The organism is Pediococcus acidilactici, assembly GCA_024970065.1.
In the GTDB taxonomy this organism is placed as follows: Bacteria; Bacillota; Bacilli; order Lactobacillales; family Lactobacillaceae; genus Pediococcus; species Pediococcus acidilactici_A.
On the sequence record CP103908.1, the window covers coordinates 293782 to 317515 of the forward strand.

23 protein-coding genes are annotated in these 23734 nt (G+C 43.6%); 16 read left to right on the top strand and 7 right to left on the bottom strand.

What is annotated here, in order from left to right:
- Positions 1 to 200: 200 nt before the first annotated feature.
- The 3 genes from NYR25_01345 (at position 201) to NYR25_01355 (ending at position 2513) form a co-directional block, all read left to right on the top strand.
- Positions 201 to 1178 (top strand): ribose-phosphate diphosphokinase, encoded by a 978-nt coding sequence (locus NYR25_01345; GenBank protein ID UWF34080.1) that lies wholly within the window; start codon positions 201 to 203, stop codon positions 1176 to 1178.
- Between the two features lie 265 nt (positions 1179 to 1443).
- A complete protein-coding gene (locus tag NYR25_01350) occupies positions 1444 to 1638 on the top strand; it encodes a zinc-ribbon domain-containing protein (protein ID UWF34081.1) in 195 nt (64 codons plus the stop codon).
- Between the two features lie 53 nt (positions 1639 to 1691).
- Positions 1692 to 2513: an ABC transporter gene (locus NYR25_01355; GenBank protein UWF34082.1), complete on the top strand. Its 822-nt coding sequence runs from the start codon at positions 1692 to 1694 to the stop codon at positions 2511 to 2513.
- A 1057-nt stretch (positions 2514 to 3570) separates the two neighbouring features.
- Here NYR25_01355 and NYR25_01360 read toward each other — a convergent pair.
- Positions 3571 to 3909 (bottom strand): hypothetical protein, encoded by a 339-nt coding sequence (locus NYR25_01360; protein UWF34083.1) that lies wholly within the window; start codon positions 3907 to 3909, stop codon positions 3571 to 3573.
- Positions 3910 to 4138: 229 nt separating this feature from the next.
- Positions 4139 to 4561, bottom strand: coding sequence for a hypothetical protein (locus NYR25_01365; protein UWF34084.1), 423 nt, complete (start codon positions 4559 to 4561; stop codon positions 4139 to 4141).
- A 171-nt stretch (positions 4562 to 4732) separates the two neighbouring features.
- On the opposite strand from NYR25_01365, the gene NYR25_01370 reads away from it, so the two are divergent.
- Positions 4733 to 5386: an aquaporin gene (locus NYR25_01370; protein ID UWF34085.1), complete on the top strand. Its 654-nt coding sequence runs from the start codon at positions 4733 to 4735 to the stop codon at positions 5384 to 5386.
- A 54-nt stretch (positions 5387 to 5440) separates the two neighbouring features.
- On the opposite strand, the gene NYR25_01375 is transcribed toward NYR25_01370, so the two are convergent.
- Complete coding sequence (locus NYR25_01375; protein UWF34086.1) at positions 5441 to 6199, bottom strand: potassium channel family protein; 759 nt, start codon at positions 6197 to 6199, stop codon at positions 5441 to 5443.
- A 108-nt stretch (positions 6200 to 6307) separates the two neighbouring features.
- Between NYR25_01375 and NYR25_01380 the strand changes: the two genes are divergently transcribed.
- The 5 genes from NYR25_01380 to NYR25_01400 all read left to right on the top strand — a co-directional run bounded on the left by NYR25_01380 (position 6308) and on the right by NYR25_01400 (position 13383).
- The gene (locus tag NYR25_01380) at positions 6308 to 7279 is read left to right on the top strand and encodes an asparaginase (GenBank protein ID UWF34087.1); all 972 of its coding nucleotides are present in this window, start codon (positions 6308 to 6310) and stop codon (positions 7277 to 7279) included.
- Between the two features lie 52 nt (positions 7280 to 7331).
- Complete coding sequence (locus tag NYR25_01385; protein UWF34088.1) at positions 7332 to 9245, top strand: M13 family metallopeptidase; 1914 nt, start codon at positions 7332 to 7334, stop codon at positions 9243 to 9245.
- Between the two features lie 595 nt (positions 9246 to 9840).
- A complete protein-coding gene (gene asnA / locus NYR25_01390) occupies positions 9841 to 10848 on the top strand; it encodes an aspartate--ammonia ligase (protein UWF34089.1) in 1008 nt (335 codons plus the stop codon).
- Between the two features lie 271 nt (positions 10849 to 11119).
- Positions 11120 to 12427 (top strand): NCS2 family permease, encoded by a 1308-nt coding sequence (locus NYR25_01395; protein ID UWF34090.1) that lies wholly within the window; start codon positions 11120 to 11122, stop codon positions 12425 to 12427.
- A gap of 197 nt (positions 12428 to 12624) precedes the next feature.
- Positions 12625 to 13383, top strand: a complete 759-nt coding sequence (locus NYR25_01400) for a ribonuclease H family protein (protein UWF34091.1) — start codon at positions 12625 to 12627, stop codon at positions 13381 to 13383.
- A gap of 80 nt (positions 13384 to 13463) precedes the next feature.
- On the opposite strand, the gene NYR25_01405 is transcribed toward NYR25_01400, so the two are convergent.
- The 3 genes from NYR25_01405 to NYR25_01415 all read right to left on the bottom strand — a co-directional run bounded on the left by NYR25_01405 (position 13464) and on the right by NYR25_01415 (position 15279).
- The gene (locus NYR25_01405; protein UWF34092.1) at positions 13464 to 13985 is read right to left on the bottom strand and encodes a GNAT family N-acetyltransferase; all 522 of its coding nucleotides are present in this window, start codon (positions 13983 to 13985) and stop codon (positions 13464 to 13466) included.
- Positions 13986 to 14100: 115 nt separating this feature from the next.
- On the bottom strand, positions 14101 to 14286 hold the full coding sequence (locus NYR25_01410) for an LBP_cg2779 family protein (GenBank protein UWF34093.1): 186 nt from the start codon (positions 14284 to 14286) through the stop codon (positions 14101 to 14103).
- Positions 14287 to 14424: 138 nt separating this feature from the next.
- Entirely contained in the window at positions 14425 to 15279 is an 855-nt protein-coding gene (locus tag NYR25_01415) for a LysR family transcriptional regulator (GenBank protein UWF34094.1), read from the bottom strand.
- A 159-nt stretch (positions 15280 to 15438) separates the two neighbouring features.
- Between NYR25_01415 and NYR25_01420 the strand changes: the two genes are divergently transcribed.
- On the top strand, positions 15439 to 16464 hold the full coding sequence (locus NYR25_01420) for a putative sulfate exporter family transporter (protein UWF34095.1): 1026 nt from the start codon (positions 15439 to 15441) through the stop codon (positions 16462 to 16464).
- 566 nt (positions 16465 to 17030) lie between these two features.
- On the opposite strand, the gene NYR25_01425 is transcribed toward NYR25_01420, so the two are convergent.
- On the bottom strand, positions 17031 to 17921 hold the full coding sequence (locus NYR25_01425; GenBank protein ID UWF34703.1) for an AEC family transporter: 891 nt from the start codon (positions 17919 to 17921) through the stop codon (positions 17031 to 17033).
- 134 nt (positions 17922 to 18055) lie between these two features.
- On the opposite strand from NYR25_01425, the gene NYR25_01430 reads away from it, so the two are divergent.
- From NYR25_01430 to NYR25_01455, 6 genes are all read left to right on the top strand, one after another.
- Positions 18056 to 18385 carry a hypothetical protein gene (locus NYR25_01430; GenBank protein ID UWF34096.1) on the top strand — a complete coding sequence of 110 codons (330 nt, stop codon included), beginning with the start codon at positions 18056 to 18058 and terminating at the stop codon, positions 18383 to 18385.
- A 21-nt stretch (positions 18386 to 18406) separates the two neighbouring features.
- Positions 18407 to 19231, top strand: a complete 825-nt coding sequence (locus NYR25_01435; protein ID UWF34097.1) for a Cof-type HAD-IIB family hydrolase — start codon at positions 18407 to 18409, stop codon at positions 19229 to 19231.
- Positions 19232 to 19658: 427 nt separating this feature from the next.
- The gene (gene pyrE / locus NYR25_01440) at positions 19659 to 20312 is read left to right on the top strand and encodes an orotate phosphoribosyltransferase (protein ID UWF34098.1); all 654 of its coding nucleotides are present in this window, start codon (positions 19659 to 19661) and stop codon (positions 20310 to 20312) included.
- 128 nt (positions 20313 to 20440) lie between these two features.
- Positions 20441 to 21355, top strand: a complete 915-nt coding sequence (locus NYR25_01445; protein UWF34704.1) for an aspartate carbamoyltransferase catalytic subunit — start codon at positions 20441 to 20443, stop codon at positions 21353 to 21355.
- A gap of 4 nt (positions 21356 to 21359) precedes the next feature.
- Complete coding sequence (locus tag NYR25_01450) at positions 21360 to 22652, top strand: dihydroorotase (protein UWF34099.1); 1293 nt, start codon at positions 21360 to 21362, stop codon at positions 22650 to 22652.
- The gene (locus NYR25_01455; GenBank protein UWF34100.1) at positions 22649 to 23734 is read left to right on the top strand and encodes a carbamoyl phosphate synthase small subunit; all 1086 of its coding nucleotides are present in this window, start codon (positions 22649 to 22651) and stop codon (positions 23732 to 23734) included. The genes NYR25_01450 and NYR25_01455 overlap by 4 nt, the downstream gene beginning before the upstream one ends.

Genomic DNA, 23734 nt, shown 5'->3' on the forward strand with positions numbered 1-23734 from the left:
AATTTTGGTAACGAACCTTTTAGACCAATTTGGCAGAATGTTTTTTAAAAAAACATTTTAAGGTAAATAAAAAACGTTTTTTAATGAAGAAAACTTAGAAACTATTTGGAAGTAGCTTGCTTTTATAGTCGTAAATGAATTATGATATTATATGGAAAAATTGAATAAACTCAATATCTTATAATCTTTTGGAGGCAAACATGTCTGAACATTATTCCGATCCAAAGCTGAAAATTTTTGCTTTGAATTCGAACAAGCCCTTGGCAGAAAAAATCGCTAAGGCAGTTGGTGTAGAACTCGGGAAAACATCGGTTGATCGTTTCCGTGATGGTGAGATTCGTATTAATATTGAAGAAAGTATTCGTGGGGATGAAGTTTACATTATTCAATCCACCTCTGCGCCGGTTAATGATAATTTGATGGAAATGTTGATCATGATTGATGCTTTGAAACGTGCGAGTGCCAAGACAATCAACATCGTGATTCCATATTATGGATATGCTCGGCAAGATCGTAAGGCCCGTTCGCGGGAACCGATTACTGCTAAATTAGTAGCAAACATGATTGAACGTGCGGGTGCGACCCGGATTATTGCGCTTGACTTGCACGCGGCACAAATCCAAGGTTTCTTTGATATTCCGCTTGATCACTTGATGGGCGCTCCATTATTGGCTGATCATTTCATCGAACGGGGCTTGAATGAAAATGCGGTAGTAGTTTCACCTGACCACGGTGGGGTTACGCGAGCACGTAAGTTGGCAGAATTTTTGAAAGCACCAATTGCAATCATTGACAAACGCCGTCCACGCGCAAACGTAGCGGAAGTAATGAACATTATTGGTGAAGTTAAGGGTAAACGTTGTATCATGATTGACGATATGATTGATACGGCGGGAACGATTACTTTAGGAGCACAGGCATTAATCGATGCTGGAGCAACTGAAGTATATGCTAGTTGCACGCACCCAGTTTTATCTGGTCCGGCAATCGAAAGAATCCAAAATTCACCAATCAAGGAATTGATTGTGACGGATTCTATTCAACTTCCAGAAGAAAAGAAAATTGATAAGATCACAAGCATTTCGGTAGGACCATTGATCGGGGAAGCAATTCGTTTAATCCACGAAGACAAGCCGGTTAGTCCGTTATTCAACAACCGTTTTAGTACTGAACACTAAAATAAGTTTGATGCCGATTGCAAGAAAACAAATGAAAAATAGGGGCCAAGGTAACGTTCTTGACCTCTATTTTTGTGTACAGTAAACTCACCGAAAATTAACCTCTAAAAGATATTTGTTTTAAAAATTACGTAACGGAACTTTATCAAGCCCCATAGTCTAGGTGTTTATTATGGGCTAATTTTTAAAACTTGGTAAACAAGCCGGTTTTAGAACCCTAAATCATTTACAATAGAATTAATATTTTAAACTGGAGAAGTTGATTATGAAATTTTGTTTGAACTGTGGTGAAAAATTACCTGAAAAGGCACATTTTTGTCCCAATTGTGGAGCTAAAGTTGAAGCAGCGCCAAGTGATGGTTCACGACTTTCTCGTGCTGAATTGCATAAAAGAAGGCGGGAAGAATCGGTTGATGATCCGGCAGAGACTGCGGATGAAAAAAAGAAGAACCTCCAATAGCAAGCCGCTCTCGCAAAAAAGATGGCGCCCTAGCAGACATTCAACAAGGGGCTTTGACTACGTTACAGTGGTTAGGCGGTAATTGGTTAGCGGCGTTACTAGGATTGGCAGTAATCGGCGCAATTTTCTATTGGCTAAGCAAGCTAGTAGGAGTAGTTTTATTGGTAGTGGCAATTGGAGCAGCCTTTTTTTACGCGCAAAGAGTGGGCGCTAGCGATCACAGCGCAGACCAAGCGGTGAAAAAAGCTTGGCAAAGGATGCTAACAGCAAGCCAAAATATTGGGCATAAACTACAAGCAAAGGCGTCGAAGAAGCGTGGTCAAAGGAGCGCAACCGCCCCAACTACCGAAAAAGAGTCGGTTGAAAAAGTTGCGGATAGTCCCCAAGAGGAACTGATAGAAGACGAAGTTTCCACCACGGCAGACGAACGTCATCCAACTAGTGTCGATGCTAGGAAAAAACGTCGTTGGACGTTACGTAACCAGGTTATTATGGGAATTGCCCTTATCGTGGGAATGGCTACTTATTGGGCTCCATTTGCCTCGGCGCCTACCGCTGGGTATAACGTTAAAGTGACTTTAATGAGTATTCTAAAGACGTTAGGGGACGACAAACTGGTCCAGTTTTTATGGGTAACTCCCATGTTACTCTTACTGGGGGCGCTTTTACAGTTCCGTTGGTTAACAAAATGGGCAAGTTACTTAAACTTTCTATGGTACGCGATGATGTTCTTTTTGATTTATCAAAACGAAGCTCAGCTAGTTGGATTGGCAAACATGTTTAATGGTGTTCGTTGGGCATGGGGCGGTTATCTAATTGTAGCTCTCAGCATCGTTTTACTAATAATGCATTCAACAAGCCGTAGACGTAAATAAAGCATATTATCACCAAGACCCGTAGTGGTCAGAAATTGGTGACAATATGCTTTATTTAGGCAACAAAAAAGGATTCTAGACTTCTCACACTAGAATCCCACTAAGAGGAAAGGCGTTCCCAATCAATCGTGATCTCTTTATTGGAAAATTTATCGATCTTTACACCTTCAACTTCAATTACATATTCAATTGTTCAGCCGTCGTGCTTCTAACCTACCTGAGGTTTTGTTATTACGTCTGCTGCTGCATGTCTAATCAAACAAAGGGTTTGACGAAGGATACACTCGTTCAGGCTAACGGTGAAATAGACGGTCTTGGAGTTTCATTAAGATATTCTTCGAAACGATAGACCTCCAGTGAACTATTGGGTTTATTTGGAACAGTGCCTAGGATTGAACCTAAGCGAAGTATTTATGTCATTGGACACACCTACTTGATTCAATGCTTGGAGATGACGTTGAACATTACTCTTTAAAAAGATGATTGCCACTCCATTCATCAATCCATCGTGGGTAAACACTTAATCATAACGACGTCTTTAAACGTCAAAACTTTTTCACGGGTACGCTCATGATGCAACTGATTTGCGGATGGAGCTAACATTCTTGCCTTTTCGACGGTTCTGGCAATCTGAGAACCAAGGCCATCTGAGAAGTTTTTGATTGAAGAGGAACTATTTCCTTTCCTCAATTAGAATACTATCATAGTTTGAAAGCGGTTGCAATATAAAGGCTCGAATCAATAAAGAAATATTTCTTTGCTACAATTTTTAATGCACGTAATTGCATAAAAGCTTGGTAATGCGCTGTTAACGAGGTTACCACGCGTAATGTTACCAGAGCCCAAATCTTTCCGGTTAACTAAATTAGGGAGCTAATCGAAATTCACGATTAACTCCCTAATTCTAATAATCTACTGCAATTTAGCCGAAACGTGTTTTCAACCTCAGCTTTTTCCGGCTAACTAAATATGGGAACTAATCGCCAAAGCCGTGATTAGCGCCCATGTTCTGTTAGTCCTCAAAAGCTACCCGAGGCTGGAAACACTCTAAATTAAACTACTCCACCCAAATCTTCACACCCTTATAGATGTTGTAAATGAAAAGGGCCAACGCCGCGATTCCCATCAGACCAACAATTAGAAACAGTACTAAAGAGCTGGTTGGAAATTGATTTCCCGAGAAGCTGTGCGCAGTAGCGAGGATTCCTAACCCAAATGCTAAGGGCAGCAAAATTGTTGGAATAAGGTGCAGCCAAAACGCTGTCACAGCGTGACGATGAGCTGGAGCATACTGAACGTTGCTGGTAAGCACCATCACGATAATCGGAAAAATAATTGGCAGAAAAAAGATGCTGAAATATGAAAGTGAACTTAAAAATTTGTTTTCGGTAGACATCAAAACGCTCTCCTTAAATTATTTACATTGATAAATTTATTTTACTTATGAGGTGACAAAAAAGTTTATTTTGTAAGCTGCTAAATTTTGCAAGCAAGATTAATTTATCCGCATAAAATTATTATGGTGATAAAAATAGGGGCTCGAAAAAATTCTCGCCCCTGTAGTATATAAACTACCAAATAAAAGTGCAATATCGTTTAAATATGCTTAAGCCATCGTTAAATAATTAGCCCTTTTTTGCTTCCCTAGCCTTGCTTTTAGCGCGCAACTCATCCTTTAATTTTTCAATGTCTGCTTCGTGAGCACTTTTCCATTTTTTATAGGAAAAACGTGCATCCGTATCAGTATCCCCAATCTTCATACCAGTTTCTAACCAGAAGACTGCCTCGGATAAACTACCAAAATTACGCATCCAAAGGGTGTGCCCATTTGCGGAATCTAAAGCAACGTAAGAACGAAACTTTTTAGTCAAATACGTGTGTTTGCGAATCTTGAAGGCTTTTCGTTGTCGAGTTAGCTTGTAATCAGGAAGAATATAGTGCCCAGGGTGCTTTAAAACGGGGACGTTATCCTGCCGTTGGCTCTTAAATTCTACAAGCATTGCCTTCGCGGTGGGTTGGTCGATAATATGTACGTCAAAATTTGCCATGTAAACTCCTCCTGATTATATTTCTAGTAATATTTTAGCATAAATATTAACTAACCGGTTTAACAAAGCCCTACTTTATAAATCTCTTAATTTGAGTATGCTTCTAAATTGGTATACAATGCTATTTGCATTATTTTTTATTATTTACTATATAGAAAGGAGACCATTTATATGCGTAAGTATATTTCAGAACTTATTGGTACTTTTGTATTGGTCTTTGTAGGAACGGCAGCAGTAACGATTGCTCATGAAAACGTTGTTGGAATTGGATTAGCCTTTGGGTTAGCCGTAACCATTATGGCTTATTCGGTAGGAGCAATCTCAGGAGGACACTTTAACCCTGCAGTTACTCTTGGAATGTGGATGAACAAACGAATGAGCGGCGCAGATGCCGTTTATTACGTGATTTCCCAATTTATTGGAGCAGTTTTGGCTTCTGGAATGGTGAAGTACTTCCTATCTGCAATGGGCGCTTCCACAGCTAACTTGGGTCAAACTGATTTCACTAAGATTTCAGCGTTCCCTGCGTTAGTTACTGAAGCATTGGTTACGTTCTTGTTTGTATTAGTAATTCTATTCGTTACTAGCAAACAATACGGTAACGCCAACTTTGCTGGATTGATTATTGGCCTAACATTGGCATTGATGATCATCGCCACCCTTAACTTAACTGGTGGTTCATTGAACCCTGCACGGAGTTTTGGACCTGCTATTTTAGTGGGTGGCAGTGCGTTATCCCACTTCTGGGTTTACGTGGTTGCTCCACTAGTTGGTGGTGCAGTTGCTGCCGTTGTAGCTAAGGCTCTAGGTAGTGAAGCTGAATAATTAGCTGAGTAATAAAACAGGCTGAGGATTGGGATGATGCCCAATTTCCTCAGCCTATTTTTTATGCCGATTTTTCCGCCGCTCTAAATTAAGTTCGCGTTGTAAGTGGTCAACTTTACGATCCAGTTGGTCGATTTTTTCAAATAAGCGGCTAAAATCATCTTTGTTAGCATCGGTAGTTTGACTCGTGAAGAATCCCGTGATCGTACTGGTTAACAAACCAATAAAACCAACCCCGGCAATCATTAGGAAAGCGGCGATAAATTTGCCCACGTTGGTTGCTGGAGAGATGTCGCCGTAACCAACCGTCGTTGCCGTAGTGATTGCCCACCAAAGCGCGGACGGGTAAGGAACTTTTTCCACTATTGAATACAATAGCGAGCTTAGCACTAAGATAAACATACTAGCGGTAAAAAGGTTTAAAAAGCCTGACGAGTAAACAAAACGGTGTACGGTTTTAGAAAGCTTACCATCTAAGCCAAACCGCCAAAGCAGATGGTGGTGGCGAATTAATCGCCAGACCCGGCCAATTCGAAAAATGGCGAAGGCGGGGTGCAATGGAATTAACGAAAGTAAATCAAAGGTGTTGTCAAAGAAAAATCGTTGCCAATGCGTACTTTTAGCTAGACGGTAGAAAAAATCAATCGTATAAAGAATCAGTAAAACATTTAATAAATGAGCTAATGGCGGGGCACTTAAGCGGACGGCGTGGGGGTCCAAAAACGAGGCGACGACAATTAGAAATGAAAAGAGGGCGATGCCCGCAATCCCGATGTCGTAGCTTAGTTGCCAATTGATTTTTGTTTTTGTCATGAGTAAAATCTCCTAAATTAATAGAATTATTTTAACGCATTTCTGTCCGGTGTAAATAGTTCAGAAATGATATGATAGGACTAATTAATCCTAAAAGAGGTAAAGCAGATGAAAAAGATATTAGCGTTACACACTGGCGGAACGATTTCGATGTCGGCTAGTAATGATAAGGTAAAAACTAACGAAGAGAATCCGCTATTAGATACCCAATTTATCAATGAAAATATTGACCTGGCGAACGAAGTGGTCCTAAACAAACCATCGGAACACATTACCCCAGAAGATATGTTGGTAATCAAAAAACGGGTCAAAAAGGCAATCGACAACGCCGAATGCGATGGAATCGTAATTACTCATGGTACCGATACGCTTGAAGAAACGGCTTACTTCCTCGACTTAACGGTTCCTAGCGTAATCCCGATTGTTTTAACGGGCGCAATGCGCTCATCTAACGAACTCGGCTCTGACGGTGTTTATAATTTCCAAAGTGCGATTTTAACTGCGGCCTCGGACGAAGCCAAGGGTAAAGGGGTTTTAGTGGTGATGAATGATGAAATCCACACCGCCCGGTTTGTTACTAAAACCCATACAACTAACGTAGATACCTTCCGGACGCCCACGTTTGGTCCTTTAGGAATTGTATATAAACGGGACATTCGTTTTTTCCAAGCCTTAATTAGTCAACAAGTTTGTGATATTGACCAGCTAGTTGATGGCGTTTACCTAGTTAAAGCTTACGCGGGGATTCCTGGTTCCATTTTTGAAGCGCTCGACCGCCCTGAAACTAAGGGAGTTGTTATTGAAGGTTTAGGTGCGGGAAATCTGCCAGTCGAAGTAGTTGAACCCATCCAGAGGTTGATTAAAAAGGGCATTCCGGTAGTGATGGTTTCCCGTTGTTACAATGGACTTGCTGAACCAATTTATGATTACGTTGGTGGTGGCATTGATTTAGAACGGATGGGAGTAATCTTTTGTCAGGGACTTAACGGACAAAAAGCACGAATTAAGCTTCAAGTAGGGTTAAGCAACCACATGAATGGTAAAGAGATTGCGCACTACATGCACGACGCCGTCTCCTAATGCGGGTCAGTGTATAATAGAACTGTGGAAAACTGGAATGGGAGGAACGAAAATGACAAGTTCAGTTAAAGAGGATTTTTACGATGCAGTTAACGGAGAATGGCTAAAAACGGCTAAAATTCCGGACGATCATTCGTCAACCGGAGGTTTTATGGATCTCGTTGACGGGGTCGATAAACAGTTAATGAAGGATTTTGCCGCAATGCGGAATCACGAAGTTGAGCCCGAAACTCCCGAATTGGCCGAATTCATTAAGTTTTATGAAATGGCGGCGGATTTTCAACAACGGGACGCAGATGGAGTAGCTCCGTTATTACCGTACCTTGCGCAAATTGAAAAATTACAAAGTTGGGCAGACGTTAACGCCAACTTGAAAGAATTGTTCTACAACGGGGTCGATTTACCGGTGGATATCGGAATTGAACCTGATTTAAAGGGTGACGGTGCCGACAAACGCAACGTTTTGTGGGCTGGCGGCGTTAGCTTGATTTTGCCAGATAAAACTTACTATGAAGCGGACAACCCTAACGGACCGCAACTGATGAAAATCTTTACCGAAATGATGAACCAGCTTTTGGTAAAAATTGGCAAAACTCCCGAAGAAGCCCATACCATTGTTGAACAAGCAAAACGGTTTGATGCTAGCTTGGCACCATACCGTAAAAACTCGGAAGAACTTAGTGACGTTGCCAAACTTTATAATCCAATGGAATTTACGCAGTTTGCGGACGAAGTTCAAAGCATCGACGTTAAAAAATTAGTTCAAGAATTGTTAGGCACGCAACCAAAACAAATCATCGTTACCGAACCCCGGTTCTATGAAAACCTCAACCAAGTGGCTAATGACGAGACTTTTGCCGACTTTAAGAGCTGGGCATACGTTAACATGGTCCGTTCTTTGACGGGTTACCTTAGCGAAGAGTTTCGGCAAATTGGTGGAATGTACGGCAGGGCGTTGTCCGGACAGAAAGTTTCCATGCCACAAGAAAAGAGTGCCTTTTACTTAGCACGTCGGACGTTTAGTCAAGTAGTTGGCGAATATTATGGTCACCGATACTTTGGGGAAGCTGCTAAAAAAGACGTTCATGAGATGGTGGTTGCCATGATTAACGTTTACGAAAAGCGCTTGGCAAACAACGACTGGCTAGGGGAAGCTACCAAACAAAAGGCAATTAAGAAGTTACGCTCTTTGAAAATTTTGGTAGGTTATCCAGACGAATTGAAGCCGGTGTATAAGAAATTAAAGACGAAGACTGCGGTACAGGGGGGCAGTCTAGTTGAAAATGTACAAAACTTCTCCCGGATTTTCCTTGAAGATCAGTTAGAAAAGTATGGTAAAAAAGTTGACCGTAGCGAATGGCACATGAGTGCAGATACGGTCAACGCGTACTATTCTCCCGAGGGTAACTTAATCTGTTTCCCAGCGGCAATTTTACAAGCACCGTTCTACAGCTTGAAGCAGACTGCTAGCCAAAACTACGGCGGAATTGGTGCGGTGATGGCTCATGAAATTTCGCACGCCTTTGATCCTAACGGGGCCCTCTTTGACGAATATGGCAACATGGACAATTGGTGGACGCAAGCTGACTTAGATCACTTCCATAAACTATCCGAAGCCATGGTTCAGGAATTTGATGGACTACCATTTGCGGGTGGCAAAGTTAACGGTAAGTTGGTGGTAACGGAAAACGTTGCTGATGATGGCGGGCTTAGTGCGGCATTAGAGGCGACAAAAGCAACCGACGACCCTAACTTGAAGGAATTCTTTACAAATTGGGCGCGAATTTGGCGGACTAAGGCAACTCCAGAGCGAGAACAATTACTGCTAGCTATCGACGTTCACGCCCCATCTAAACTGCGGGCAAACGTTCAAGTACAAAATTTCCAAGAATTTTACGATACTTTTGACGTAAAGCCTGGCGATGGAATGTACATGGCCCCAGAAAAACGGGTGCAAATCTGGTAATTCAGGGGTTAGCGCAGTAAAATCGTTGGATAATGAAGATAAACATAATTTGGTTGAATAAAAGGCCGTTTAGTGAAGTAGTGTTAACTTCGCTAAACGGCTTTTTAGGTAGCGGCCAAGGAAACCTAGCAGGGATGATTCACTAGTGGGTCTGTCGGTAACAATATTATTAGGGGACGGTTGAATTAGCTTAGAAAACCCAGCAGAAAGCCGCGGCTAAGTAAATTAAGATGTTTTAAAACTAAATGTTTGATTAGATTTCTAATTGTGTTATCATTATGCCACAAAATAAAAAAGCGTGGGAGACGAGTAAATTATTTTGCGCTAACAGTGAGTCAAGAAATAGTGGAAACTTGATTAGTGGCAATTTAGTCGAATAACACTCCCGTAAGCTCCAGGCTGAAATGTAGCGCGCACAGATTAGGCTTGGACGTTGCCGGTCCGTTACCACCGGAGCGTATGTTAGTACGTGTTTTGAGGTGATCCGTTCTGATGAATGGGTAACTTGGGTGGTACCGCGAAAGTCTTTCGTCCCTAGTATTCTGGGGGTGGAAGGCTTTTTATTTTGTAATTAATCTCAAAAGGAGTGAGGAAAATGCATTTAATAATTCCAGAAAAATATGATCCAAAATTAACGGTGCGCGAAACTCAAGGAGCAATTCGGTTTATAAGGGAAACTTTCCAAGATGAATTTGGTAAAAAAATGAACTTATCCAGAGTTTCAGCACCAATGTTTGTTGAACGTTCCACCGGACTTAATGATGATTTAAACGGAATGGAAAATCCGGTATCTTTTACAATGCAGGACCTCCCCGAACATAAAATTGAAATTGTACATTCCTTGGCGAAATGGAAAAGGATGGCCTTAGCACGCAACGGTTTTGGATTGCACGAAGGGATTTATACCAACATGAATGCAATTCGTAAAGACGAAGATTTAGATAATTTGCATTCTATATACGTTGACCAATGGGATTGGGAGAAAATTATTACTCCGGAAGAACGGACCGAAGCAGTTTTGCAGGATACCGTCCGGAAAATTTTTCAAGTTATTAAGCATATGGAACATGAGGTTTGGTATAAATATCCACAGGCCGCGTACCAATTACCTGAAAAAATTCATTTTATAACCACTCAAGAATTAGAAGATCGTTGGCCGGAAAAAAGCCCTCAAGAACGAGAAAAGGCGATTACTCAGGAACTAGGCTGCGTTTTTCTAATGAAAATTGGTGGCCCACTGCGGTCGGGAACCCGACATGACGGTCGCGCTCCGGACTATGATGATTGGAACTTAAATGGTGACATTTTGTTTTGGTACCCGCCTTTACAATGTGTCTTAGAACTTTCTAGTATGGGGATTAGAGTTGACGAAAATGCACTTCGTCGGCAACTGAAAATGGCTAATGCTGAAGAGCGGAGTAAACTTCCTTTTCACAAAGCTTTGTTGCAGGGGAAACTTCCGTACACCATTGGAGGCGGGATCGGACAATCTCGGCTATGCTTACTACTATTAGGTAAAGCTCACGTTGGGGAAGTACAAGCCAGTATCTGGCCACAAACAATGGTTGAACAATGTAAAGCTGCGGGAATTCAGCTTTTATAAGGGAACGCTAAGGCATTTAGGATGATTAATATAGTGAAATTTAAAACTGCGTTATTGGTCGTCCCAATAACGTAGTTTTTATGTTTAGTTGACCCATTATGGGTGCTACCTAACTAGGGACAATAGAAAAGCATTTGATGTATTTTTGGTAGAAACCGAACATTATTGACGGTTGAATTATTTCTATATCGCACTTTACTTATTTTAAGGATTAGAGTAGACTATATCAACGTGCTTTTTTGTTTAAATCGAACTAAAAGGAGAAAGAGTTTTGAAGAATATCGCTAAGTATTTTCAATTCGAACAATTGAAGACGAATTTTAAAACCGAGATTATTGCGGGAATCACTACCTATATCTCGATGGTTTACATTATGTTTGTAAACCCCAATGTTTTAGGAGCTTCGGGGATGGACAAGGGGGCAATTTTTACCGCCACTGCCTTGGCTAGTGCAATTGGTTGTTTCTTGATGGGGATTTTAGCAAACTATCCGATTGCCTCCGCACCGGCTTTAGGGATCAACGCCTTTTTTGCTTATTCGGTAGTAATTGGAATGAAGGTGCCTTGGCAAACCGCTTTGGCCGGAGTGTTCGTGGCGTCACTAATTTTCTTGTTGATTACGATTTTTAAATTGCGAGAATTAATTATCAATGCCATTCCTGCGGATTTAAAACACGCTATTTCGGCAGGAATTGGAATGTTTGTAGCCTTTCTAGGATTGAGCCAAGGTGGTTTGGTGGTTGCTAACCCAGACACCATGGTTGGTTTGGGTTCGTTTACTACACCGGCCACCTGGATTACCGTGTTTGGTTTAGTGGTTACCATTATCTTAATGGTTCGGCGAGTTCCAGGCGCCATCTTCTTTGGAATGGTCTTGACCACGTTATTTGGAATGGTAACTGGAGTAATTCACGCCCCTACGCACTTGGTAGCCGCAGCGCCAAGTTTAAAACCAACTTTTCTAACGGCGGTTTCCCACGTTGGCGACATTAACACCTTGCAACTCTGGGTGGTGGTCCTGACCTTCTTATTGGTAACCTTCTTTGATACAGCAGGGACGTTAGTTGGTTTAGCTACCCAAGCAGGATTTATGAAGGACAATAAAATGCCTCGCGTTGGGAAGGCTTTGATGTCGGATTCGACCGCCATGCTAACGGGTTCATTATTAGGAACTTCGCCGGTGGGTGCCTTTGTAGAATCATCGGCCGGCATCGCGGTGGGTGGCCGTTCTGGTTTTACCGTAGTAATTACCGGAATTATGTTTATTTTGGGAATCTTTTTCTCCCCGCTATTAACGGTGGTAACTTCTCAAGTAACCGCACCAGCGTTGATTATTGTCGGAGTTTTAATGGCCCAACAAACGCGTGAAATTAATTGGGACCGTCTAGAAATCGCGATTCCAGCCTTTTTAATTATCATCGGGATGCCATTAACGTACAGTATTTCAGACGGAATGGCCTTAGGAATTATTAGCTACCCAATTGCGATGATTGCCGCTAAGCGTGGTAAAGAAGTTCATCCGTTGATGTACGGGTTGTTCTTCGTCTTTATTGGGTTTATCGCAATTCTTAACGTTTAAAAACCAATATAACCAGATTAAGTGTTGAACCTAAAACAAAGGGGAGACACTTTTTTAGTAAATAGAATGCTTTTGACTATCCTGAGTTAAAAAGTCATAATTGACTACGGATTATTTAGAATAACTTAGGAACCCCAATTTACCACAAAGCGTGCGTTAAACGGCGGTTCACAGAAACTTAATTTTTGAGGTGGCAAATGGCAAAACAGAAGTATTACGTTGTAAAAATTGGTAAGCGTCCTGGAATTTATCGGACTTGGGCAGAAGCAGAAGCGCAGGTGAAGGGCTTTTCTGGTGCGAGCTACAAAAGCTTTGGAACACTGGAAGAAGCTGAGCAGTGGCAAGCTGGTAAAGAGGTTAAACCAGTAAAATCAACTAAGTCAGGCGTTTCTCGGAAATCAACGCAAGTTCCACAAAAAGATCCCCAAATCCCTACCGACCGGGTACTTTTATATACGGACGGTGGTTCGCGGAATACGGGTACCGTAAAAGGTGGTCATGTACGTCAAGCGGATCTAGCAGCTTGGGCATATCTATTAAAAAATGGCGACCAAGAATATTCTCAATCAGGCGGGGAGTTTGGTGCCACTAATAACCGGATGGAATTGACGGCTCTTTGGCGGGGGCTAGAAACGGCGTTGGCGAAGCTAGGCAAAGATGCACCGGTTACGGTTATTTCGGATTCCAAGTACGTTTTAAACGCCATTACTAAGAAATGGCTCGCGGGCTGGCAACGACGCGGCTGGAAAAAGTCTACTGGAGAACCGGTAGCCAATCAAGAACTCTGGCAACAAATCGCCCACTTGCTACCGCAATTTACTGATTTACAGTTTGCGTGGACGAAGGGTCACGCTACCAATCAGGGAAATATTTTTGTTGACCATAAATTAAATAAAATGATGGATTATATGGAAGAAAAGGGCATGGTTCCCGTAGATGATAAGCTTCCAAAATAATTGCAACTAAATTAAAAACACCACATCGTGGACGGACGTTACGTCAACCATGATGGGGCGCTTTAGTAATTAAAGACGCTTTAAATTTTATCGTTAGGGGTTAACTGGTAGTGTCGGATAGTTCCCTCCGTTTTAGTCAGGGAAAAACCCGCCTCTTCGAACAGCTGAACTTGTAGGGCATCTTCTTGGGCAACATTTGCGTTAATTTGGGATAGTTCTAATTCCTGAAACGCAAAAGTGATCAGCCGCTTTAGGACTTCTGTCATTGCAGAAGTCAGGGAAGCTACGTCAGGTAAGGTGAATTGGAGAGTGGCCTGTTTAGAATCAGCAGTAAATTCGGTTAATCCAACAATACCAACGAACTGCTGATCAACGCGACGGGTAATCCCCCACACTAAGGCTTGGTTATTCATCACTAGTCGCATTACTTGGTTGACGTAAGCAACCGTATCGGTAAGCTCTTGGTCGGCAGCGCGTTGTTCTAGTTGCGCAATTTGAGCTTGACTTCGGAGGGCAAAAATATCTTTTACTTTAGCTTTAGTGAGCCAATCAAGTCCGTAATGGTCGGTCAAGATGGGATGGTAAAATTCAAATTTCTTCATGGTGATCCCCCTGTAAAATAGTACGAAAGAACCCGGTAGTTTTTAGCAATTAATAAACTAATTGCTAGAAGTTACACGGGTTCTTTTTTATGAATTATGAAACGGGCCGCCGGGCTTATTTGGTTTTCATAAAGTCGGTGATGCGCTTTAAGTCATCGTCGGTCGGCGTGTACGAGTTTTCCTTGATTCGGTGAATCTTTTCCACGGATAGATGTGTTCCGAAAGCAACGTCAGCATCCGTTAGGTTGTTTTTCTTTTGGAAATTGATAATTTTTTCCGCAAATTCTGTTACGCCATTCATAATGAATCCCTCCATAAAGTTTCCATCTATGTATGATAAATCCTATCATAGTTACCAAGTTAAACCTAGTAAACTAAATCGATAACTGATGATTTTTATCAAGACTATCTTTATTATAACGCTCTTCTTCATAAATGCTTAGCGGAGTTGCTGGTATTCGTTTTCGAAGAAACTGTTTTTGGCATATACCATGGCAATTGGGCGCCTAATATCAAGTCCTTTAACGGGGAGTGTCACTAGGGATTGGTCTTCAAGCTGAGGCTTAACTAGAGAACGGTACATAAAGCTTACGCCCAAGCTTTGAAGCAAGTTAACGATTCCGCCGGAACTTCCAAATTCAATCACTTGAGCGAAGTCGTCTTTTTTGACGTTGAATGCACTCGCCCAATCTTCGAAAACTTTTCGGGTTCCTGAACCGGTTTCCCGAAGCAATAGCGGTTCATCCAATAAATCGGCTAACGTAAGTGAAGAACGTTGGGCGAGTGGTGACGACGCGCGGGTGACCGCAACAAATTCTTCGGTAGTGATCGTTTGACTACTGTATAAGGATTTATCAAAGTTGCCCTCTAAAATGCCGATGTCTAGCTTGCCTGCGTCAATTTGGGACAAAATGGCGCGGGTGTTGGCAACCGTGCATTGGATATGGGTGTAGCGATCGTGCCACTTTTGCAATAATTGGGGCGCCATAAAAATGCCGACCGAATGAGTCACACCCACTCGCAAATTGGTGGCCTTAGCAGGGTGACGTAACCGTTGTACAAGTTGGTCTTCTTGGTGTTGGGTGGTCTCAATGAACCGGGCTAGCGCTTGTCCGGCAGGGGTGATGCTTAAGTGGGGATGTCGATACTTCACTAATTTTAGTTGGAGTTCGTTTTCTAAACTCTTAACCTGTTGGGAAACTGCAGGCTGGGTAATAAATAATTCCTTAGCGGTTTTCGTGTAGGATTTATTTTTCGACAATAAAGCGAACGTGGCGTAGCGGTTATCAATCATGGAAATTCTCCCTATAAGTAATATCTATAGACTGATTATATATTATAATTATATTTTATTCACTAACTTTGATAGGATAATTAATGTGCTAGAAAACGAGTAACCCTAAAAGTATTCGCTAGGGTTTACAAAATAATTAAAGAGAAAAGGAGAATTGTTATGGCAAAGTTGGTGAAGGAAAAAAGCTTTTGGACAGCCATCGGGGTAACGTTACTTTGCGCGTTGGCCGGTAGCTTACTGGCCCAATTACCATATTTTAGTTTAATTGGTGCCTTAGTAATTTCATTAGTTTTAGGAATGTTGGTACAGTTTAGCCCGCGGGTTGTGGAAAAATCTCAGAAGGGAACCGGATTTATTTCTAATAAATTTTTACGTTTGGGGATCATCCTTCTAGGATTTAAGTTGAATTTGATTGATTTGGCGCATGCGGGAGTAAAAACCATCTTGTTAGCTGTTTTGGTGGTTACGCTGACAATTTTAGTGGTTTACAATTTAGCGCGGAAATTTAATGTGGAATCTAATTTAGCAATGCTCGTGGCAAGTGGGACCGGAATTTGTGGGGCGGCCGCAGTAATGGGGATTTCGCCTCAAATCCAGGTGCCAGCTGATCAAGAAGAACAAAAGCGCGAAGACGAAGTTATGGCAATCGCCGTAGTAGCAATTTTAGGAACGGTCTTTACTTTTATTGAGATTGGATTAAAGTCATGGTTACATTTGACACCGACCCAATTTGGGGTGGTTGCTGGTGGATCACTTCATGAAATTGCGCACGCGGTGGCCACTGGTGGCGCAGGCGGACCGGTCAGTTTGGATACGGCCATTATTACTAAACTTTCGCGGGTGCTCTTGTTGGCTCCGGTAGCCTTGATTATTGGTTTCTGGCACCGACGGAACAATGAAGTTAACGTTGCTAGCCAAACGAAGGGCAAGCTCCCCATTCCTTGGTTCATGGGCGGATTCATTCTCGCTAGTGTTGTCGGAACTTTCTTACCACTAGGCGCAGGCGTTTTGGCAGGCTTAGTTAAGCTGGCTTACATTTTCTTGGGGATGGCAATGGCGGCCTTAGGGATGTCGGTAAACTTCCGGGTAATCTTAAAACGCGGTAAGGGACCGTTTGCGGCAGCAACAATCGGTTCGGTATTGTTATTAATTTTCGTAATTATGGCAAGCAAGTGGTTCTTCTAGAATTTAAAGACATCGGTTATTAAAAAATGAGAGTCGGACAAAAGCCGGGAAGTTTGTGAGCATTAACTGGAAATCGACTTATGCTTGGATTGGGTATAATAGTCATTTTTTGTTAAGCGAGAAAAATTGGCTTTTGGCGTACATTGGGTTTTATTAAAACCCACGCAAAAAATGTTTTTCGAGAATTTTCCATTCTTGAAAAACATTTTTTTAGTTTCTCCTCAGTTCCAATCTTTGTTAGGGATGTTTTTCTGCAGCTGAGTCAAAACGTGCTTTTGGCCCCAACTTTTTCCGGTTAATCAAATAAGGGACTCAATCGCCAAACCCACGATTAAGCCCCTTATTCCATTAATCCTGGGTGTTTTTCTGCAGCTGAGCCGAAACGTGTTCCAGCCCCCATGGTTCTGCGGTTAACCAAATTTTGGAGTAGTTCTCTGCAGTTAAGTCAAAACGTGCTTTTGACCCCAACTTTTTCCGGTTAATCAAATAAGGGACTCAATCGCCAAACCCACGATTAAGTCCCTTATTCCATTAATCCTCAAAAGCTGACCGGGGCCAAGAGCACTCTACACCATTATCCCCATCATCACCGGCACCATTATTAGTGATAATAACGTGGATTCCGTCACCATAATTGATGCAAAATCGGCATCCGCATCGTACAGCTTGGCGACTACTGGCGCATTCGTCATTACCGGCATGCATGATTGTAAAATGAAGACTTGCTTCATGATTAGGGGCATGGAACTTGGCATTACTAACAGAGCCATTAAGCTTGGCGCAAAAACAAACCGGCCGAGTAAAACGCCCAAATTGTCTTTTTGGAAACGCATATTGCGCAACCCCGCATCGTAAACGGAAACCCCAATAAACAGCATGGATAACGGGATGGTCAGTCCTCCTAAGTATGTGAAGCTAGACGATAAAAAACTAGGTAGGTGAATATTTAGAACGATCAGGACGATTCCAATCATAAATCCTAAAAGAGGGGCTGAGAAAATCTTTTGCAAAGTGCTTTTTAGACTGATTTTGGTTTGGCGCTGTTGGTCACGTTGGATGAAGTAAACCCCTAACGTCCAAAAAATGGTCGTATTAGCCATGTAATAAACCAACACGTAAGGCAAGCTGCGTTCTCCGAAGATTGCTAGGTTAATGGGCAACCCGACAAAAACGGTGTTGGAGTTAAAAAACATGGAAGTGAACAGGCCTTGATGGCGCGGGTCAACGTGAATTAAGCGCACAATTAACCAAGCAAGTCCCATTAAAATGAACATCGATAGGACTGGATACCACAGATTGGGTAGCAGTTTAAAAAGTTCTGTTTTAGTAAAATCTTTGGTAATTGAAGTGATCATGTAAGGTGGCAGGGCCACTTGGGTAACTAGTTTAGCAAGCAGTTTTTTGGAATCCTCGTTAAACCAGTGCCGAGAAGCTAAATAGTACCCTACGGCAACCATGATGATGATTACCAGTACCCCTTGAATACTTTGTAATAAAATCGCACTCACCCCTAATTTGTTTTCTAGTCTATTTTAGCGCAATATCCATGGTAAAATTGAACTTAATTAGTAATCAAATGGGGGAAATGAGCATGGCAATCATTCAAGTACCACACGACTTGACCGAAGTGCGGGTTAAAAAAGAACAACTAAAGGAGCAAGGCCAAACGGTCACTGAAGAGCTGTTAATTCAACAAGCAATCCAGGATAATGCCCAACACTTATTAGACGACATTTTGGACGGGCACTACTTTACTTGTAAATTAGAAAATGACGAGTTGGTAGTCTATGACGTGATTAACGCGCCCACTGGTAAAGTTGCACCTCGCGGAACCAGCTTTGCTGAGGATTTCGCACAAGATGCGGATGGCCTCTGGGACTACTTGGATAAACAGTTAAGTAAGATTGCTGGCGGACGTTAGTAACCCAACAAGGAGGATGTTATGACGGAGATTCGATTAATTGCAAGCGACATCGACGGAACTTTTTTAAATGACCAGCGGGAGTTTGACCGGTCACGTTTTCAGGCTCAACTAGACGAACTTAGTCGCCGACAAATTAAATTTGTGGTTGCTAGTGGAAATCAATTGGCCCACTGTCAGGAAGTTTTTGAGGGAATAGAAGGCGACCTGACTTTCGTAGCTGAAGACGGTGCCCTAACCGTTGAGCAAGGAAAAGTTTTGGATGACAATCCCCTTAAACCGGCCTTACTGCACGATGCGTTGGATTATTTAATGAGCACACCGGAGTTCGCCGAAGCAAAACTGATTTTGTCGACCCGTCAACAAGCGTTCACTAATATGGTGCCTAGTGACGCCGATTGGAAAGACAGCGCGTATTTTTATCAACACCTTACGCCGGTGGAAAAACTAGCGGCGGTAAACGAGCCAATTTACAAGATTGACATTCATTGGAGTGGGCTAACGGACGTGCGCCCCCAAGCCGAGCAGTTAAAAAACGCGCTAGGCGATGACCTTGGTTGCGTGATGAGTGGATTGGGTGGCATGGACGTCACCATGCCGCACGTGACGAAGGCTTATGGGCTGACCCAATTGCAGAACTTGTGGCAGATTTCCATGGACGAAACCATGGCCTTCGGCGACACACAAAATGACGAAGCAATGTTACAACACGCCCGGCTAGGTTATGCAATGAAAAACGCGGAACCAGAAGCTAAAAAAGCAACGAAGCTAATCACAAAATTGGACAATAACCACAGCGGCGTTTTAGACATGATTGAGCGGTTGTTAGCCGGGGAGATTAAGTAGTTAACTACGCGGATTCTTCAAAATACAAGTAAAATGGAAGCTGAGAAGGAACTGAAATTATTTTGGTATATTGACTTTAATAGAGCCACACCTGCGCCAAAATTCAGTTTGTTTCGTTTATAATCTCAAAACGACTATTATGCTAAATACAAGCACAATGGTCGTTTTTTAGTTAATGCTCATAAACTACCCGACTTTTGTCCCACGCTTTATTGTTTACCATATCGTGGCTTGACATTTAAATTCAGGGGTGTATCATTGATAAAAATTAATCGAGTCGCTTTAAGTTGATCCCGAGAGGTCAACAAGCTAACGGAGTCGCCATCGGTAGGTGGAATGGACGCGGTTAGCGCCGGCCATTTTACTTACTGGTGGTTTTTTTGTACCCAAAATAGCGATTTCGAAATCCAAATAAAGGGGTTCAAACATGACGGAAACACAAACTCAAGCAGCAATTATTCAGCAGTTACTGGAATTGCAGGCGATTCAGGTAAAGCCTGACGCACCGTTTACGTACGCCAGTGGAATCAAGTCGCCAATCTATACCGACTTGCGAATGACGATTAGTAAACCCACGTTACGTAAACAAATTGCCACGGGGCTCAGCGAACTAGTTCGGCAATTTTATCCGACGGCAACGGTGATCGGCGGGGTGGCAACGGCTGGGATTCCGCACGCCGCGTGGGTTGCTGCAGAACTCGAATTACCATTGATTTACGTCCGCGCTAAGCCCAAGGATCACGGAGCGGGTAAGCAGATTGAGGGGACTTTGCAAGCCACTGACCAAGTGGTGTTGATTGACGATTTGATTTCAACCGGCGGCAGCGTGCTTAAGGCTGGCAAGGCGGTTCACCAGACCCCCGCTCAACTGCTAGGGGTCGCGAGTATCTTTAGTTACCAGCTTCCGGACGCACGCCAAAACTTTGCGGCTGAGGAAACCCAGTTACATAGTTTGATTGATTATCACCAACTAATTGATCATTTAGCTACGCAACAACAACTAACCCCTGCCCAGTTAGATTCGGCCCGTACTTGGCATCGGGATCCGTGGCAATGGGGCGCAACTACAACAATTAAATAAGATTTAGTTTCAATTAAATCGGTTTCCCGAGAGGAACCAATTGAATCGGCTTTTTTAGGCTACCTTCCAAGCAAATTCAATTGGCAGGTAGCCTTTTTTGATAACTTAAGGAGGAAAAAATAATGAATATGCATGACTTAACTACGGTAGAAAACTTTAACGAAGCGGACGTATTACACAAAATTAAATTGGCAGAAGAATTCAAGAAGGGTAAGAAGGTGCAATTAAAGCGCCCGGTTTACGCAATGAACCTCTTCTTCGAAAACAGCACCCGAACCCACACCAGCTTCGAAATGGCTGAACAACGCTTAGGTATGAAAATGTTGGAATTTGAGGTACAAACTAGTTCGGTTTCCAAAGGTGAAACACTGTTGGATACGGTGAAAACCATTGACGCGATTCGAACGGACGTGGCGGTAATTCGCCATCCCCAAAACGATTACTACGAACCAATTTTGGACGAAAATTTAGACATCAGCATCGTCAACGCGGGCGACGGTAGCGGACAACACCCATCCCAATCGTTACTAGACATGATGACGATTTACGAGGAATTCGGTCGTTTTGCGGGCTTGAAGGTGGCCATTACCGGTGACATCGCCCATTCGCGGGTCGCGCGTTCTAACGCAATGCTGCTAAATAAGCTGGGCGCACAAGTTTACTTTGCGGGTCCTGAAGAATGGATGGCCGAAGACCTAGCTGACTACGGTACTTATCGGCCGATTGACGAACTGGTTGACCAAGTCGACGTCATGATGTTGCTGCGAATTCAAAAAGAACGGATCCAGGATCGCGACAATTTACGAATGGAAGTTCAGGATTATTTGACCAACTACGGTTTGACTAAGCAACGGGCAGAACGGATGCAACCACACGCGATTATCATGCACCCCGCTCCGGTTAACCGCGGAATTGAAATTGAAAGCAAACTGGTGGAATGCCAACGTTCACGGATCTTTAAACAAATGACCAACGGGATGTATATGCGGATGGCAATTTTGACCGACGTGCTAAACGCGAAAAACTTGGTGATGGGGGCGTAAGCAAATGCGAACCTTGATTAAAAACGGCCGGGTGATCTCTAACGGACAACTGCAAAAGGCGGACGTCCTGGTGGAGGGTCAACAAATTAGTGCGATTGCTCCCCAACTTGCGGAGTCGACGGTTGCCGAACGGGTTATTGACGCCCAAAACCAACTAGTACTTCCGGGATTGGTGGACGTGCACGTTCACTTTCGGGATCCCGGGTTAACCGAAAAAGAAGACGTAACTACCGGCAGCCAAGCGGCGCTGCGGGGTGGATACACCACGGTATTGACGATGCCCAACGTGGATCCGGTCCCTGATGACCCAGCACGGTTAACTAAAATGATTGCGCATAACCAACGGGTTGGTCGGGTGCACATTGGACAATACGCGGCGGTAACTAAAAAGCGGACCAGCGATCAGTTGGTAGACTTTGCAGCTCTTAAAGAAGCGGGCGCAGTGGCCTTCAGTAACGATGGTAACGGGGTTCAAAGCGCACAAACGATGTATCAGGCTATGCAAGCTTTGCAAAAAATTGACTTGCCGCTAGCGGCCCACGTAGAAGACGAATCCCTTATGCAGCACGGGGTGATGAATGCTGGGGCGCGTGCCCAAGAACTAGGTTTACCCGGCATCGACGAACTGGCAGAAACGGCGCAGTTAGCCCGGGATTTAGAAATCGCACGGAAAACGGGTGTACACTACCACGTTTGCCACGTTTCTACGGCACGGAGCGTGGAATTGATTCGGCGAGCCCAACGTGACGGAGTGTGGGTAACTGCCGAAGTCGCGCCGCACCACCTCTTCTTGGATGAACAGATGATTACTAAGGATAATCCGATGTTAAAGATGAACCCCCCGTTGCGCCGGTTAGCGGACCGGCAAGCGTTACTTGCGGGATTGCTGGACGGTACGATTGGTATGGTGGCTACCGACCACGCCCCGCACACGGACGCGGATAAGACGGGGGCAATGAAAACGGCGGCCTTTGGAATTACCGGATTGGAAACCGCCTTTGCCTTGCTTTACACCAAGCTAGTTAAATCGGGAATTTGTTCGGTCGTTCAATTGGTCAACTGGATGAGTACCAACCCTGCGCAAGCCTTTCGATTAGGGGACGCAGGTAATTTAACGGTAGGCGCGGTGGCGGATTTAACGATTGTGGACGTGGATCACGAATATGAAATTGACGCTGCGGCGATGGCATCGAAGGGGCACAACAGCCCGTTTGTTGGTCAACGAGTTTATGGTCAACCCCAACTCACGATGGTTGCGGGACAAATCAAGTTTGAACGAAGGGGCATTTTAAAATGAAGCGTTATTTAGTTTTAGAAGACGGCACGGTTTATCTGGGGACGGCAATCGGCACCAATCAGGAACGCATCGGCGAACTAGTTTTTAATACCGGAATGAGCGGATACCAAGAGTCCTTAACCGACCAATCGTATAACGGAGAAATTTTAATGTTTACGTACCCGCTGATTGGCAATTATGGAATTAACCGTGACGATTGGGAATCGATCCGTTCTAGTTGCGCGGGAGTGGTGGTTCACGAAGTTGCACGGCGGGCTAGTCACTGGCAAATGAAGATGACTTTTGAAGAGTTTTTAATCCAACAAGAACTCCCCGGAATTAGTGGAATTGACACCCGGGCGGTAACCCGGCACATTCGCGAACACGGGGCGATGAAGGCGGCGCTAGTTAACGAAGTCCGCGACGGTCTGGTGGAACAAATCCGACAATTTAAACCAGACGCACACCCAATTGAACAAAGCGCAACGCCCAGGCCGTATCCTAATCCAGCAACCGGTCGGAAGGTGGTCGTGGTGGACTTTGGTCTCAAGTATTCCATCTTAAGGGAACTTGCGCAACGGAATTGTAACGTAATGGTGCTGCCCTACGATGCGGATGCACAAACGGTCTTAGCAAATAATCCGGACGGGGTGCTTTTAAGCAACGGACCGGGGGACCCCGAAGCAGTTCCAGATAGCGTGTTGCAAATGATTCGCACGGTGGAAAAACAAGTGCCCGTGTTTGGCATCTGTATGGGACACCAACTCTTTGCCCGGGCGAACGGCGCCCGGACGATGAAATTAAAGTTTGGTCATCGAGGATTTAACCATCCGGTGCGCAATTTAGCTACTGGGCGAATCGACTTAACTTCGCAAAACCACGGCTACGCGGTGGACCGCACTTCGGTTGCCGCGACCGATTTGACGATTACCCACGAAGAAATTAACGATGAATCGGTGGAAGGATTACGTCACGAAAAGTACCCGGCTTTTTCAGTACAGTTTCACCCAGACGCGGCACCCGGGCCACACGATGCGGTAGGTCTTTTCGACCAATTCATGCGGTTGATTGACCAACGGAAAAAATTAATGGAGGTGCGCTAA